This window comes from Pseudomonas bananamidigenes (genome assembly GCF_001679645.1).
Classification (GTDB): domain Bacteria; phylum Pseudomonadota; class Gammaproteobacteria; order Pseudomonadales; family Pseudomonadaceae; genus Aquipseudomonas; species Aquipseudomonas bananamidigenes.
On sequence record NZ_LRUN01000061.1, the window covers coordinates 1 to 14,694 of the forward strand.

Genomic DNA, 14,694 nt, shown 5'->3' on the forward strand with positions numbered 1-14,694 from the left:
AGATCGCCAGCGCCGCCGAGGAACTGTCCGCCGTGACCGAGCAGACCAGCGCCGGCGTGAACAATCAGAAAGTCGAGACCGATCAGGTCGCCACCGCCATGAACGAAATGGCCGCCACCGTGCAGGAAGTCGCGCGCAACGCCGAGGAAGCGTCGGAAGCCGCCGTCGCGGCTGACCAGCAGGCCCGGGAAGGCGACAAGGTGGTCGGTGAAGCCATTGCCCAGATCGAACGTCTGGCCACTGAAGTCGGCCACTCCACCGAGGCCATGGGCGAGCTCAAGCGCGAAAGCGACAAGATCGGCAGCGTCCTCGACGTGATCAAGTCCGTGGCCCAGCAAACCAACCTGCTGGCCCTCAACGCCGCCATCGAAGCAGCTCGTGCCGGTGAGGCCGGTCGCGGTTTTGCGGTGGTCGCCGACGAAGTCCGCAGCCTCGCCCAGCGCACCCAGAAGTCCACCGAAGAGATCGAAGAACTGATCGTCGGCCTGCAGAACGGCACCCAGCAGGTGGCGACGATCATGGACAACAGCCGCACCCTGACCGACAGCAGTGTCGAACTGACCCGCCGCGCCGGTGGCTCGCTGGACAGCATCACTCGCACCGTTTCGGCGATTCAGGCGATGAACCAGCAGATCGCCGCGGCCGCCGAACAACAGAGTGCCGTGGCCGAAGAGATCAACCGCAGCGTGCTGAACGTGCGGGATGTGTCGGACCAGACCTCGGCGGCCAGTGAAGAGACGGCGGCTTCCAGCGTCGAGCTGGCACGCCTGGGCACTCACCTGCAAACGCTGGTGGGCCGGTTCAAGGTTTGAGGTGATTCATCTGCCTCGGTTCGCTTGGGACCGAGGTGATGCCTTCGCGAGCAAGCTCGCTCCCACAGAGATGCATTCCAATGTGGGAGCGAGCCTGCTCGCGAAGGCGTCCCGAGAGACGCCGCAGTTACAGGACTTGCCGCAGGAACGCCTGGGCTCGCGGATCCTTCGGCGCATTGAAGAACTCCGTCGGCGAGGCGTCCTCCAGCAGTTTGCCGTGATCGAAGAACAGCACCCGGTCCGCCACCTCTCGGGCGAAGCCCATTTCGTGGGTCACGCAGACCATGGTCATGCCTTCAACGGCCAGGTTCTTCATCACATCCAGCACCTCACCGACCATTTCCGGGTCGAGGGCCGAAGTCGGTTCATCGAACAACATGACCTTCGGGTCCATCGCCAACGCCCGGGCGATCGCCACGCGCTGCTGCTGACCGCCGGACAGACGCGAAGGGTATTCGCGGGCCTTCTGCGCAATGCCGACCTTTTCCAGCAGCGCCATCGCCTTGGCCTCGCTGTCCTTCTGGCCACGCTTGCGCACGACTTTCTGTGCCAGGCAGAGGTTTTCCAGTACGGTCATGTGCGGAAACAGGTTGAAGTGCTGGAACACCATGCCGACTTCGCGGCGATAGGCGTTGATGTCGGTTTTCGGGTCGGCCAGTTGCAGGCCGTCGATGCTCACCGAACCGGAATCGAACTCTTCCAAGCCATTGAGGCAACGCAGGAAGGTCGACTTGCCGGAACCGGACGGGCCGAGCACCACCAGCACCTCGCCCTTGGCGACGTTGGTGCTGACGTTATCCACCGCACGCACCACCTGACCACGGGTGTCGAAGACTTTTACCAGATCGCGGACTTCAATCACTTTGCGCGAGCCTCCGCTCGAGCCGGCTGGCGATTTTCGACAGCGGCAGGTTGATCAACAGGTACAGGCCGGCCACGCAGAACAGGATTTCGAACGGCGAAAACGAGGTGGTGATGACTTCACGGCCGCTTTTCAGCAGCTCGGTAATCGCAATCACCGACACCAGCGAAGTGTCCTTCACCAGACTGATGAACTGCCCGGCCAGCGGCGGCAGCACACGTTTGAACGCTTGCGGCAGCACCACATGACGCATCGATTGACCAGCGCTCAAACCCAGCGAACGCGCCGCCTCGTTCTGCCCACGGGCAATCGACTGCACGCCGGAACGAATGATTTCCGCCACATAGGCGCCGGTGAACAGCGACAACGCGGCGATCCCGGCAAACTCCCGGGACAGGTTCATCACCGTGCCGATGAAGAAATAGAAAATAAAGATCTGCACCAGCAGCGGCGTGCCGCGCACCAGTTCGACATAGATCGTCGACAGGTCGCGCAGGGTCGGGTTGCTCGACAACCGGCACAGGCCGGTGGCCAGACCGATCAGCAGACCGAGAACACCGGACACCAACGACAGCCAAAGCGTCGTCCACAGGCCCCACAGCAGCGGACCCGCCGCCCAATGCCGGGTCACGCCCACGACGTCGCCTTCGGCCACATCATCGCCCTGGGCGAATTGCAGGCTGTTTTCGTCGACGGTCAGGTGCTGCTCGTCACCGGCATCATTGCGCAGGGTGACCTGGGCGCTGCCGCCCTGGCGTACCAGTTCACTGACGGTGGAAATGTCAGTGGCGCGCTGGGTTTCCTCGGCCTGATAGGCGAAGTACTGCGGCACACGGTTCCAGCGCCATTCGTAGGACATCAGCGACGTGGCGTAATACAGCGCGCCCGCCAGGCCGACCAGCACCAGCACGGTCAGGACGTGCCAGGGCCATTGGGCTTTTTTCTGTTTCATCTAGAGGTAAATCCATAACGATCAGGGCGCTCACTCCCTCTGTGGCGAGGGAGCTTGCTCCCGCTGGGTTGCGAAGCAGCCCTGAAACCGGCCTCTGCGCAACATCGGGTAGAACGAGTCAACCGGAGACTACGACTGCTTTGCAGCCGAGCGGGAGCAAGCTCCCTCGCCACAATGACCGGGCTTATTCCATGTCCTTGAGCCACTCGGTGCTCTTGAACCACTTGTCATGGATGCGATCGTAGGTGCCGTCTTCGTGAATCTGGTGCAGGAAGTTGTTGATGAAGTTGAGGCTGTCGTAATCACCCTTCTTCAAACCGAAGGCCAGCGGCTCATAGGTGAACGGCTTGTCGAGGAACACCAGTTTGCCGGCGCCGACCTTGTTTACCGCGACGACGTTGTAAGGCGCGTCGTAGATGAAAGCGTCGGCCTTGCCGTTGACCACGTCGAGCACGGCTTCCTGCTCGTTGTCGTAGCCGTGGTACTTGGCCTTGGCGATAAGTTTTTTGGCGACCATTTCGCCGGTGGTGCCGAGCTTGGAGGTGATGCGGTAATCGGCGGTGTTCAGGTCTTTATAGGACTTGATGGTGCCTTCCAGTTCCTTGCGGATCAGCAGGGTCTGGCCGACAACGATGAACGGTTCGCTGAAGTTCAGGCGCAGGTTGCGTTCCTGGGTCAGGGTCATGCCGCTGCCGATCATGTCGAACTTGTCGGTCATCAGTGCCGGGATGATGCCGTCGTAACCGGTGGACACCAGCTCCAGCTTGACACCCATGGCCTTGGACATGGCTTTGAGGATGTCGACTTCAAAACCGATGATCTCGCCGCGCTTGTTGGTCATCTCGAACGGCATGTAGGTCGGGTCCATGCCGACTTTCAAGGTGCCGCGCTTGACCGCGTCATCGATTGCGCCGGCCTGCGCCGCATTGACTGCAACCAGTGCCGTGACGCCGACCAGCAGCATCGACAGATACTTCTTCATCTTCAAGTCCCCAAAACCATTGCGTTTGCGGCGCGAAAACCGACAGAGGTGGACAAACGTGTCCGGGTGCGCCAATTCGGGGACGGATGCTAACGCACTCGTCCGTTTGCACAAGGTTTTTTGATCGGTTATTGCCGGATGGGACGCAGAGCGTCCCGGGCTGCATTCCCACGCAGACGGTTCGACGCCTCGACGTGGGAACGAATCACCAGCACTGGTCATCGGCAGGCAAAAAAAACCCCGCTTTCGCGGGGTTTCTTCATCAGGCCGGTTGCGCCTGCAGGCTCACAGGCTTGAGCGGCAGCAGCGGTGCATGGGGATCGGCTTTCACCGAGGCCCGCCAGGCGTCCAGCCACTCGGCGTGACCTTCGGCCCACACCTGCTCGTGCAGACGGGCCAGGGCCACCGGATCGCTCAGCAGTTGCAGGCGATCGTGGTTGTTCAGCCCGGCCGGGCCGACCTTGATCGCGTGACGCACACGCTCCTGACGCAACCACTCGATCGGCTCGGCCTGACCGTGACGCGAGGTCGCCAGCGAGCACGCCAAAGCGTTCTGCTGCGGATCGACCACGGCGCGGACGAAGCCGTCGTTCAGGGCGTGCCAGCGGTTTTCGTGGGTGTACTGATCGGTGGCCAGCAGCGCCTGTGGCGGATTGTATTCCTCGGGGATGAGGAACAGGCTCTCGTCACGGGACTTGAGGCCCAGGCCCACGCGGCTGGAAATCACCGACACCGGAATCGACAACATCAGCGAACCGACGATCGGCACCAGCCACCACAGGAAGCTCGGGTTCAGCCAGATCACCAGCAGCGCCCAGAAAAAGCCCAGCAGGGTCTGCGGACCGTGGCGCTTGATCGCTTCGCTCCATGGCGTGGAGTCGTCGTCACGCTGTGGCGAGTTCCAGGTCGCCGCCCAGCCAAGGAACGCGGCCAGAACGAAACGGGTGTGGAAAATCATCCGCACCGGCGCCAGCAGCATGGAAAACAGCATCTCCAGCAGCATCGACAGGGTCACCTTGAACTTGCCGCCGAACTCTTTCGCGCCCTTGGCCCAGATCAGGATGACGCTCAACAGCTTCGGCAGGAACAGCAGCACGATGGTCGTCGAGAACAGCGCGATGGCCTTGTCCGGGTGCCATTGCGGCCACAGCGGATAGAGCTGGCGCGGCTCGAGGAAGTACTGCGGCTCCATCAGGGTGTTCACCGCCAGCAGCGCCGTCGACAGCACCAGGAAGAAGAACCACAACGGCGCCGACAAGTAGGACATCACGCCGGTCAGGAACACCGCGCGGTGTACCGGGTGCATGCCTTTGACCAGGAACAGGCGGAAGTTCATCAGGTTGCCGTGGCACCAGCGACGGTCACGCTTGAGTTCGTCGAGCAGGTTTGGCGGCAGTTCTTCGTAGCTGCCCGGCAGATCATAGGCAATCCACACGCCCCAGCCGGCACGGCGCATCAGCGCGGCTTCGACGAAGTCGTGGGAGAGGATCGCACCGGAGAACGCACCCTTGCCCGGCAACGGCGCCAGGGCGCAGTGGTCGATGAACGGCTTCATGCGGATGATCGCGTTGTGACCCCAGTAGTGGGATTCACCCAACTGCCAGAAGTGCAGGCCGGCAGTGAACAGCGGACCGTACACCCGCGTAGCGAATTGCTGCATGCGCGCATACAGCGTGTCCATGCCCGAAGCACGCGGCGCGGTCTGGATGATACCGGCGTCCGGGGTGGCCTCCATCAGGCGCACCAGGCTGGTCAGGCACTCGCCGCTCATCACCGAGTCGGCGTCGAGCACGACCATGTACTTGTAATCGCCACCCCAGCGACGGCAGAAGTCATCGAGGTTGCCGCTCTTGCGTTTGACGCGACGACGACGGCGGCGATAGAAGATCTTGCCGAAGCCTTTGGCTTCGCGGCAGACATCCAGCCAGGCCTGCTGTTCGGCAACGCAGATATCGGTGTCGTTACTGTCGCTGAGCACGAAGAAGTCGAAGCGATCCAGGTCACCGGTGGCCGCGACGGACTCGAAGGTCGCCCGCAGACCGGCGAACACCCGAGGCACGTCTTCGTTGCAGATCGGCATCACCAGCGCGGTGCGCGCGTCTTTCGGAATCGGCTCGTTACCCGCACTTTTACCGGAGATCCGGTATTTATCGTGGCCGGTGAGCAGCTCGAGGAAGCCCATCAGCGCGGTCCAGAAACCGGCCGACACCCAACAGAACAGAATCCCGAACATGATCAGGATGCTGGTCTGCAGTGCATACGGCAGCACTTGCGTGGCGGTTTGCAGCAGCGGTTGATGCAGGACTTCTTCCAGGTCGACGAACGACCAGCCCTGATACGGCATGATGCCTTTCATGTACCAGCCGGCGACAATGGTCTGGCCGAGCATCAGGATCAGCAGGATGTAGCGACGGATCGAACCGACGGTGCGCCAGCGGGCGGCCGGCAGCACATTCTGGTCCTTCGGCGGCTGCGGCGGATTGGTCCGGCCGGTCAGGCGACGCCAGCCACGCACCAGGATGTTGGTGCGCCAGGGCTCCGGCACGACCTTGGTCCGACGGATCGGCGGCGTGGCCTTGAGGCTGACCCGGCCGCTGGCGTCGAGCACCAGCATTTCCGCGTCTTCCAGCTCTTCGGCAGTGCTCAGGGTCAGGCGCTTGCCCACCGAAGCCTGGGCGGCTTCGGTCGGGGCGTCGAACGTCGAGGACGACAGGCGTTGATGCAATTCGCTGAAGGACTGGCAGCCCGCGAGTTCCGCGCGCTGCTCGTCGGTCATCGGCAGATGCGCCAGGTACTCGGACAGAGACTCTGGCTGTACTTGAGAATTACTCATCGGCAGGCAACTGATAGCTCCAGGTCTCGGTCAGGACTTGTTCAGTCGCGGCCGGTTCCGGTGTGGCTGGGGCCGCTTCGGCAGCGGCTGGCTGCTTGGCGTCTTTGTTGGCCTTGTCCCTGGCTTGTGCCGCTGGCTTGGCGTCGGCCTGTTTGGCTTCGGCCGCCTGGGCGTCCTTGTCGGTTTTTTCCTGCTGCTTGGCGGCAACCTTGTCGGCCTTGGCAACGGACGAGTTCGACGCCGGCACCGAGGTCTTGGCCAGATCCACCGGAATTACGTGCTGCACCAGCGCCGCACGCATTTCGGTGGCCTTGCTCGCGTCCTTGACCTTCAGACGCAGGGTCAGGCGCCAGCCTTTGGTTTCCGGGTTGTAACGCACGCTGTTCTCGACCAGCTCGGCGTTGTCGCCGACGCTGACCTGGCTACGCACGTCGGCATCCGGCGACAACGCCGCCAGGGAAGGACCTTCGAAGTCCACCAGGTAGGCCACGGTGCCATCCGGCTGACGGATCAGGTTCGATTGCTTGACGTCACCGGTCGAACGCAGGGTCTGCTCGACCCAGGCACTGTCGATGGCGTGAATGTTGGACTCGTTGTTGGTCCAGTGCATGCGATAGGCGAAGTCCAGCGGCTGGCCCGGCTCCGGCTGTTTTTCCGGGTTCCAGAAGGCAACGATGTTGTCGTTGGTTTCGTCGGCGGTCGGGATCTCTACCAGATCGACAGTACCCTTGCCCCACTCGCCCTTCGGCTCGATCCAGGCGCTCGGGCGCTTGTCGTAGCGGTCGTCGAGGTCTTCGTAGTGGCTGAAGTCGCGGCCACGCTGCAGCAGACCGAAACCACGCGGGTTCTCGACGCTGAACTGGCTCACGGACAGGTGTTTCGGGTTGTTCAATGGACGCCAGATCCACTCGCCGTTGCCGGCATGGATCGACAGACCGCTGGAGTCATGCAGTTCGCGACGGTAGTTGAGCACTTTCGACGGCTGGTTGGCGCCGAACAGGAACATGCTGGTCAGCGGCGCGATACCGAGCTTGCCGACCTTGTCACGCAGGAACATCTGGCCTTTGACGTCGACGATGGTGTCGCTGCCCGGACGCACGATCAGACGGTACGCACCGGTGGCACGCGGGGAGTCCAGCAGGGCGAAGATCACCAGGTGCTTGTCGCCCGGTTTTGGCTGCTGCACCCAGAACTCGCGAAAACGCGGGAATTCTTCGCCGGACGGCAAAGCGGTATCGATGGCCAGGCCACGGGCGGACAGACCATAGGTGTGGCCCTTGCCGACGACGCGGAAGTAGCTCGCGCCCAGCATGGTCATGATTTCGTCTTGCTTGTCGGCCTTGTTGATCGGGTACAGGACACGGAAACCGGCGTAGCCCAGTTGTTCAGTGGCCTTCGGATCGAACTGCAGATCGCCGAAATCGAAACGGGAGGGATCGTATTTGATCTCTTCGACGGTGTTCGCCGTGATTTCGTTGATTTTCACCGGCGTATCGAAGTGCATGCCCTGATGATAGAAGGACAGCTTGAACGGCGTCTTCTGGTCGGCCCATTCGGCTTTTTCGGTGCGGAAACGAATTTTCTGGTAGTCCGCGAATTTCATGTCGCGGAATTCGTTTGGCAGGTTGCTGCGCGGGGCTTCGAATTTCTGCCCGGCCAGCTCTTTGGCCTTGGCCGACACATCGTCAAGATTGAATGCCCAAAGCTGACCGGCGCTGAGCAGGCAGACGAGTGCCGAGCCCGCTACCAGAGCGCTTCGCAAGCGTTTGGCAGACAATTTTGCTGCATTACAGGGACTAACAATCACGAGCAACCCTCGCCGAAAACAGATCAAAAAACCAACGGCCAGATGAAGTGTCTGTCAGGGATCCGGTACAAAAAAACCGCTCCTGCAGAACACCCTTGCCAAGTTGGCGAGCATTGTTCCGACTCCGCTGGGGCAAAATGATTCCCCAATCGGATCCGGACAAGTCTCTACCTAAGTCAAAATGGACCAACGAACGCTGATCCCCGTAGCGCGCGATTATCTAGCAGCCCGCGTGACAACGCATCAGGGGTAACAAAGTATTTATCGCGAAAATTCCCTGTTTTCAGTCGAAAAGCCCTTAAAAACTTGTTTCAAGCACTTTCATGTCTGTAACAGGAAGGTTACCGGGCCGTCGTTGACCAGGTGCACCTGCATATCCGCGCCGAATCTACCTGATGCCACAGTGCCATGCATCTGTTTCGCTTTACTTAATAGATAGTCGAACAATTCCTCGCCCAGTGCCGGAGGGGCGGCGGTCGAGAAACTCGGGCGCAACCCGCTTTTGGTGTCGGCAGCCAGGGTGAACTGAGAGACCAGCAGCAGCCCGCCGCCCACATCCGCCAAAGACAGATTCATCTTGCCTTCGGCGTCACTGAATACACGATAGTTAAGCAGCTTATGCAGAAGTTTGTCGGCGCTGGCCTGCGTGTCGTCGGGTTCGACCGCCACCAGCACCAGCAGACCCTGATCGACACTGCCGACCACCTCTCCCGCCACTTCGACCCGCGCGCCTTTCACGCGCTGCAATAGCCCCTTCATGCTTCTTCGGGCGGCAGGTCGAGCAGGCGCCGGGCCATTTTGCTGGCGGCGCGCACCAGCGCATCGGTGATACCCGGTTCGGACGCGGCGTGCCCGGCATCGCGGATGACCTGCAGCTCGCTGTTCGGCCAGGCCTGATGCAGCTCCCAGGCATTGTCGAGCGGGCAGATCACGTCATAGCGGCCATGGATGATCACGCCCGGCAGATGGGCGATCTTGCCCATGTCGCGGATCAACTGATCCGGCTCAAGGAAGGCGTTGTGGGTAAAGTAGTGGCACTCGATACGCGCAATCGACAGGGCGCGCTGCGGCTCGGCGAAACGGTCGACCACCAGCGGGTTCGGGCGCAGGGTCGCGGTGCGTCCTTCCCAGATCGACCAGGCCTTGGCGGCATGCATCTGGGCGATCTGGTCATTGCCGGTCAGGCGTTTGTGGAACGCGCCGAGCAGGTCATCGCGCTCGTCCAGCGGGATCGGCGCAATGTAGTCCTGCCAGTAATCGGGGAACAGACGGCTGGCACCGGCCTGGTAGAACCATTCGATTTCCTGCGGACGGCAGAGAAAGATCCCGCGCAGGATCAGACCATGCACGCGCTCCGGGTGGGTCTGCGCATAAGCCAGCGCCAGGGTCGAGCCCCACGAGCCGCCGAACAGCACCCATTTATCGATGCCCAGGTGTTTGCGGATGCGCTCGAGGTCTTCGACCAGATCCCAGGTGGTGTTGTTTTCCAGGCTGGCATGCGGGGTGGAGCGTCCGCAGCCACGCTGGTCGAAGGTGACGATGCGATACAGATTCGGATCGAAATAGCGACGGCTCTGGGCATCGCACCCGGCGCCCGGGCCACCGTGGATGAACACCACCGGCAAACCTTCCGGTGAACCGCTTTCGTCGACGTACAGCGTGTGGGTGTCGTCGACGGCCAGATCGTGCCGTGCGTGAGGTTTGATCTGCGGAAACAAAGTCTGCATTGCGCGCTCCGTAAGGGTCGAGGTCATCCCTGGGGGGACTTCTATTATTCTGCCGTCCGGCATCATAAACCCGATTTACGTCAATGAGCATGCCCGTGCGCTGTCACATTTTGTCAGCCATGAACCCCAGCAGTTTTTCATACAGACGATCGACTTCGGCGACCTGATAGCGGGCCCGCAGGCAGCCGTGAACCAGCCCTTCACCGTAATACAGCGTGGCTTCGCACCCTGCGGCAGTCAGTCGTTCGGCGTAAAGCACACCGTCGTCGCGCAACGGATCGAACTGCGCCACGGCGATCCAGGCCGGGGGCAGTCCGCTGAAATCATCGGCGAGCAACGGCATGGCACGGGCATTGGATTGTGGCGTGCCGCGCAGGTACAACGCGTGATAACAATCCACGTCGCTGCTGGAGAGCAGCGGCGCATCGGCGCATTCGCTGCGCGACGGCAGCGTTTCACCACCCAGCCCGGGGTAGATCAACACCTGGGCCGTGGGCAGCGGCTCGCCGGCATCGCGCAAGGCTACGCACAACGCGGCTGCCAGATTGCCTCCGGCGCTGTCGCCGGCCACCAGCATGCGTTCGGGATCGAACCAGAACGGCCCGCTGCGCAATGCACGCCAGACACTCAGGCAATCGTCGAACCCGGCCGGAAACGGATGTTCCGGGGCCAACCGGTAATCCACCGCCACCACCATCGCCCCCAGCGTCATGGCCAGTTCGCTGCAAATGAAGTCGTGAGAATCCAGCCCGCCCACCACCCAGCCACCGCCGTGCAGGTACAACACGCACGGCCAGCCGCCGGACGCTGGTTTGACGGGCGGGCGATACGAGCGCACCGCCACCCCGATCAACTGAAAATCCACGACATCCAGCCCCGCCGGCCTCGAAGGCGTGAAAGCCCGGCACATCTCGTCGTAGGACCTGCGCAACCCCGCGAGACTGCTGTCATCGCTGGCAAAGCTTTCGGTCCTGGCGACGAACGCGGCCATCGCCGGCGACAGTGGATAAGTGCTCATCAGTTTTTCAGACTGGCCTGAACCGTGGCCACTCCGTCCTTGCCGTCGAAACTGCTGACCCCCGCCAGCCAGCGTTGCAGGTCTTCGGGGTGTTCACGCAGCCAGGCCTTCGCCACTTCCTGAGGTGTCTTGCGCTCCATGATCGGCACCATCAACTGGCTTTCCTGAGCGGCGGTGAAGGTCAGGTTTTCCAGCAACCGATGGACATTCGGGCAACGTTCGGCGTAGTCCGGTGCGGTGACGGTGGAAACGGTGGCGGCGCCTTCGTTGGGGCCGTAGACGTCTTCGCTGCCGGTCAGGTAGGTGATTTTCATGTTGATGTTCATCGGGTGCGGGGTCCAGCCGACGAACACCACGAACTCCTTGCGGTTCACCGCCCGTTGCACGGCGGCAAGCATGCCGGCCTCACCGGACTCGATGATCTTGAAATCCTTCAGGCCGAAATGGTTGGTCTCGATCATGGTCTTGATCGTGGTGTTGGCGCCGCTGCCGGGCTCGATGCCGTAAATCTTGCCGCCGAGCTGATCCTTGAATCTTGCGATGTCGCCAAAGGTTTTCAGCCCTGCCGCCGCGACGTAGTCCGGCACTGCCAGGGTTGCCTGGGCATCCGCCAGGCTGGGCTTGTCCATGACCTTGACCTGATTGGCGGCGAGGAACGGCGCAATGTTCTTGTCCATCGCCGGTTTCCAGTAGCCGAGGAAGATATCCAGACGCTTGTCGCGGATGCCGGCGAAGATGATTTGCTGCACGGCGCTGGTCTGTTTGCTTTCGTAGCCGAGGCCGTTGAGCAGCACGTCGGCCACGCCGCTGGTGGCGATCACGTCGGTCCAGTTGACCACGCCCATGCGCACGGTTTTGCAGGAGGCATCGTCGGAGGCCATGGCGCCGGCGCTGAGCAGCGCACTGCCGGTGAGGATTAACGCACAACGAGTGAACAGTTTTTTCATGTGGGGTCGTCTCGTGCGGCAGCGGTTTATTGTTCGGATCGGTGTCTTCTTGCACCGTGGCCGAAACATTACGCAGCGTATGAGACGGAAAAGCGAACTGTGGCGACCGGGATTTGCACGGTGGCGACCCAAGCCGTGCACAAACCTGTGGTCACCACAAAAACTGTGGGAGCGAGCTTGCTCGCGATGGCGGTGGTTCAGTCACTATTGATGTCGACTGACACGACGCCATCGCGAGCAAGCTCGCTCCCACAGGGTTTTATGCGGTGTAGTGCTTTTCGCCCCAGGCCAGCAGCCCTTGCAGCAACTCCTTGAGCACCACCCGCGTCGGCTCCGCCAGATCGGCGCGGTAGCGGAACGGTTCGAACTCTTCCATATACGTGCACTGGCCCAGTTCCAGTTGCACGGCGTGGATGTTCTCGGCCGGGTTGCCGTAGTGACGGGTGATGTGACCGCCCTTGAAGCGACCGTTGAGCACATGGCTGTAATTGCCATGACGGGCGCAGATCGCTTCCAGTTGCGAAGCCAGTTGAGGATCGCAACTGGCGCCGTTGAAGGTGCCGAGGTTGAAGTCCGGCAGCTTGCCGTCGAACAGGTGCGGGATCACCGAACGGATCGAGTGCGCATCGAACAGCAGTGCGTAACCGAACTCGGCCTTCAGCCGCGCCAGCTCTTCCTGCAAGGTACGGTGGTAGGGCGCCCAGATCTGCTCCAGGTACGTCGCCCGTTCTTCTTTCGACGGTTCCTTGCCTTCCTTGAACAACGCAATGCCATCGAACAGCGTCGCCGGATACAGCCCGGTGGTGGCGCCCGCGTACAACGGTTTGTCGTCGGAAGGCCGATTCAGGTCGATGACGAACCGCGAGTATTCCGCTGCCAGGGTGCTGGCGCCCAGTTCGGCAGCAAAATCGTAGAGCTGCGGAATGTGCCAGTCGGTGTCCGGCAGGCTTTTCGCGTCCGGGATCAATCCGGCCTCGACCGCCGGGGTCAGGCGCACGCCGGCATGCGGCATGCTGATCAGCAGCGGCACGCGGCCTTGTTTGAAGTTCAGAACCTTTTCCACAACCGCTCTCCTACAGACTTGATTCAACGCCGTGACGCACGACGCGCTTGTCGAGCTCACCGCCCAGCCAGTACGCCAGATCCGCTGGCCGGTCGATCTGCCAGGCGACGAAATCCGCGACCTTGCCGACTTCCAGCGAGCCGTGGGTATCGGCCATGCCCAGGGCTTGCGCCGCATGAAGGGTGGCGCCGGCCAGGGCTTCTTCCGGGGTCATGCGGAAACAGGTGCAGGCCATGTTCAGCATCAGGCGCAACGACAGCGCCGGCGAGGTGCCGGGGTTGAGGTCACTGGCGATGGCGATCTTCACCTTGTGCTTGCGCAGGGCTTCCATCGGTGGCAATTGGGTTTCACGCAGGAAATAGAACGCACCCGGCAGCAACACCGCGACGGTGTCGGCCTTGGCCATGGCAATGGCGTCGTCTTCATCCATGAATTCCAGGTGATCGGCGGACAACGCCTTGTAGCGGGCCGCGAGGCTGGAACCATGCAGCGACGACAATTGTTCGGCGTGCAGCTTCACCGGCAGACCGAGTTTTTGCGCGGCGATGAACACCCGCTCCACCTGCTCCGGCGAGAACGCCAGGTATTCACAGAATGCGTCCACCGCATCCACCAGCCCTTCGGCAGCCAGTGCCGGCAGCATTTCGGCACAGATGTGATCGATGTAATCGTCGGCGCGATCCTTGTATTCCGGCGGCATCGCGTGGGCGGCCAGGCAGGTGCTGCGCACACTGATCGGCAGCTCGGCGGCGAGGCGGCGGATGACCCGCAGGATCTTGCGCTCGCTCGCCAGATCGAGGCCGTAGCCGGACTTCATTTCAACCGTGGTCACGCCGTCGCGCATCAGGCTTTTCAGGCGTTTGGCGGCGCTGGCGAACAACTCGTCTTCCGACGCTTCGCGGGTGGCGCGCACGGTGCTGGCGATGCCGCCACCGGCCGCTGCGATCTCGGCGTAGCTGACGCCTTGCAGGCGTTTCTCGAACTCGCCGCTGCGGTTACCGCCGAACACGGTGTGGGTGTGACAGTCGATCAGGCCCGGGGTCACCCACGCGCCTTGCAGATCGTTGACCGCCGGGTATTCGCCGGGCGGCAATTGGCTGCGCGGACCGATCCACTCGATCAGCGCACCGGACGTCACGATGGCCGCGTGCTCGATGATCGAGTAGACGCCTTGCGCCATGGTTGCGACGTGGCAGTGTTGCCAGAGGGTTTTCATCCCTTAGTCTCCACAGTATTCAAAATCGATTTCGCGAGCAGGCTCGCTCCCACAGAGGATTGCATTTCAACTGTGGGAGCGAGCCTGCTCGCGAAGAGGCCATCACAGGCTAGGCAGCAACTTCGCCGGAACCAGTTCAGTCAGGACCCGCGAAGCCAGCAACTCGATCGCCGCATTGATATCCGGCGCAAAGAAGCGGTCCTTCTCGTAGAACGGCACTTCGCGACGCAGAATGCCCCGGGCCTTTTCCAGTTTGGCCGAGGTCTTCAGGCCGTTGCGCAGATCCAGACCCTGCACCGCCGCCAGCCATTCCACCGCGAGAATGCCACGGGTGTTCTCAGCCATTTCCCACAGGCGCTTGCCGGCGGCCGGGGCCATCGACACGTGGTCTTCCTGGTTGGCGGAGGTCGGCAGGCTGTCCACCGAATGTGGATGGGCCAGCGCCTTGTTATCACTGGCCAGCGCCGCCGCAGTC

13 protein-coding genes are annotated in these 14,694 nt (G+C 62.0%); 1 reads left to right on the forward strand and 12 read right to left on the reverse strand.

The annotated features are described in order from the left end of the window. Positions 1–812: methyl-accepting chemotaxis protein (locus BBF94_RS21260; protein WP_141676611.1), on the forward strand; the 812-nt coding region annotated here is incomplete at its 5' end. A 127-nt stretch (positions 813–939) separates the two neighbouring features. Here BBF94_RS21260 and BBF94_RS21265 read toward each other — a convergent pair. The 12 genes from BBF94_RS21265 to BBF94_RS21320 form a co-directional block, all read right to left on the reverse strand. Continuing rightward, positions 940–1,674, reverse strand: coding sequence for an amino acid ABC transporter ATP-binding protein (locus BBF94_RS21265; RefSeq protein ID WP_065260934.1), 735 nt, complete (start codon positions 1,672–1,674; stop codon positions 940–942). Continuing rightward, positions 1,667–2,626, reverse strand: coding sequence for an amino acid ABC transporter permease (locus BBF94_RS21270; RefSeq protein WP_065260935.1), 960 nt, complete (start codon positions 2,624–2,626; stop codon positions 1,667–1,669). Before BBF94_RS21270 ends, BBF94_RS21265 begins: the two co-directional genes overlap by 8 nt. A 184-nt stretch (positions 2,627–2,810) precedes the next feature. After that, positions 2,811–3,608, reverse strand: coding sequence for a transporter substrate-binding domain-containing protein (locus BBF94_RS21275; protein ID WP_065260936.1), 798 nt, complete (start codon positions 3,606–3,608; stop codon positions 2,811–2,813). Between the two features lie 262 nt (positions 3,609–3,870). Next, positions 3,871–6,441, reverse strand: coding sequence for a glucans biosynthesis glucosyltransferase MdoH (gene mdoH / locus BBF94_RS21280; RefSeq protein WP_065260937.1), 2,571 nt, complete (start codon positions 6,439–6,441; stop codon positions 3,871–3,873). Further along, positions 6,434–8,248, reverse strand: a complete 1,815-nt coding sequence (locus tag BBF94_RS21285) for a glucan biosynthesis protein G (RefSeq protein ID WP_065260938.1) — start codon at positions 8,246–8,248, stop codon at positions 6,434–6,436. Before BBF94_RS21285 ends, mdoH begins: the two co-directional genes overlap by 8 nt. Before the next feature lie 321 nt (positions 8,249–8,569). Further along, positions 8,570–9,007: a D-aminoacyl-tRNA deacylase gene (gene dtd, locus BBF94_RS21290; RefSeq protein ID WP_065260939.1), complete on the reverse strand. Its 438-nt coding sequence runs from the start codon at positions 9,005–9,007 to the stop codon at positions 8,570–8,572. Further along, positions 9,004–9,975, reverse strand: a complete 972-nt coding sequence (gene pip / locus BBF94_RS21295) for a prolyl aminopeptidase (RefSeq protein ID WP_065260940.1) — start codon at positions 9,973–9,975, stop codon at positions 9,004–9,006. The genes dtd and pip overlap by 4 nt, the downstream gene beginning before the upstream one ends. Positions 9,976–10,078: 103 nt before the next feature. Continuing rightward, positions 10,079–10,993: an alpha/beta hydrolase gene (locus BBF94_RS21300; RefSeq protein ID WP_065260941.1), complete on the reverse strand. Its 915-nt coding sequence runs from the start codon at positions 10,991–10,993 to the stop codon at positions 10,079–10,081. Further along, on the reverse strand, positions 10,993–11,940 hold the full coding sequence (locus BBF94_RS21305; protein WP_065260942.1) for a choline ABC transporter substrate-binding protein: 948 nt from the start codon (positions 11,938–11,940) through the stop codon (positions 10,993–10,995). Before BBF94_RS21305 ends, BBF94_RS21300 begins: the two co-directional genes overlap by 1 nt. Before the next feature lie 259 nt (positions 11,941–12,199). After that, complete coding sequence (gene hutG / locus BBF94_RS21310; protein ID WP_065260943.1) at positions 12,200–13,003, reverse strand: N-formylglutamate deformylase; 804 nt, start codon at positions 13,001–13,003, stop codon at positions 12,200–12,202. A 10-nt stretch (positions 13,004–13,013) separates the two neighbouring features. Further along, entirely contained in the window at positions 13,014–14,219 is a 1,206-nt protein-coding gene (hutI, locus tag BBF94_RS21315) for an imidazolonepropionase (protein WP_065260944.1), read from the reverse strand. A gap of 102 nt (positions 14,220–14,321) precedes the next feature. After that, positions 14,322–14,694, reverse strand: a 373-nt coding sequence (locus BBF94_RS21320; RefSeq protein ID WP_176704491.1) for an aromatic amino acid lyase, incomplete at its 5' end; no start/stop codon positions are given.

Excerpts from the sequence above, each read along its gene's own strand:
- hutI (WP_065260944.1), bottom strand. The coding sequence starts at position 14,219 with ATGAAAACCCTCTGGCAACACTGCCACGTCGCAACCATGGCGCAAGGC.
- BBF94_RS21275 (WP_065260936.1), bottom strand. The coding sequence starts at position 3,608 with ATGAAGAAGTATCTGTCGATGCTGCTGGTCGGCGTCACGGCACTGGTT.
- BBF94_RS21270 (WP_065260935.1), bottom strand. The coding sequence starts at position 2,626 with ATGAAACAGAAAAAAGCCCAATGGCCCTGGCACGTCCTGACCGTGCTG.
- mdoH (WP_065260937.1), bottom strand. The coding sequence starts at position 6,441 with ATGAGTAATTCTCAAGTACAGCCAGAGTCTCTGTCCGAGTACCTGGCG.
- dtd (WP_065260939.1), bottom strand. The coding sequence starts at position 9,007 with ATGAAGGGGCTATTGCAGCGCGTGAAAGGCGCGCGGGTCGAAGTGGCG.
- BBF94_RS21300 (WP_065260941.1), bottom strand. The coding sequence starts at position 10,993 with ATGAGCACTTATCCACTGTCGCCGGCGATGGCCGCGTTCGTCGCCAGG.
- pip (WP_065260940.1), bottom strand. The coding sequence starts at position 9,975 with ATGCAGACTTTGTTTCCGCAGATCAAACCTCACGCACGGCACGATCTG.
- BBF94_RS21305 (WP_065260942.1), bottom strand. The coding sequence starts at position 11,940 with ATGAAAAAACTGTTCACTCGTTGTGCGTTAATCCTCACCGGCAGTGCG.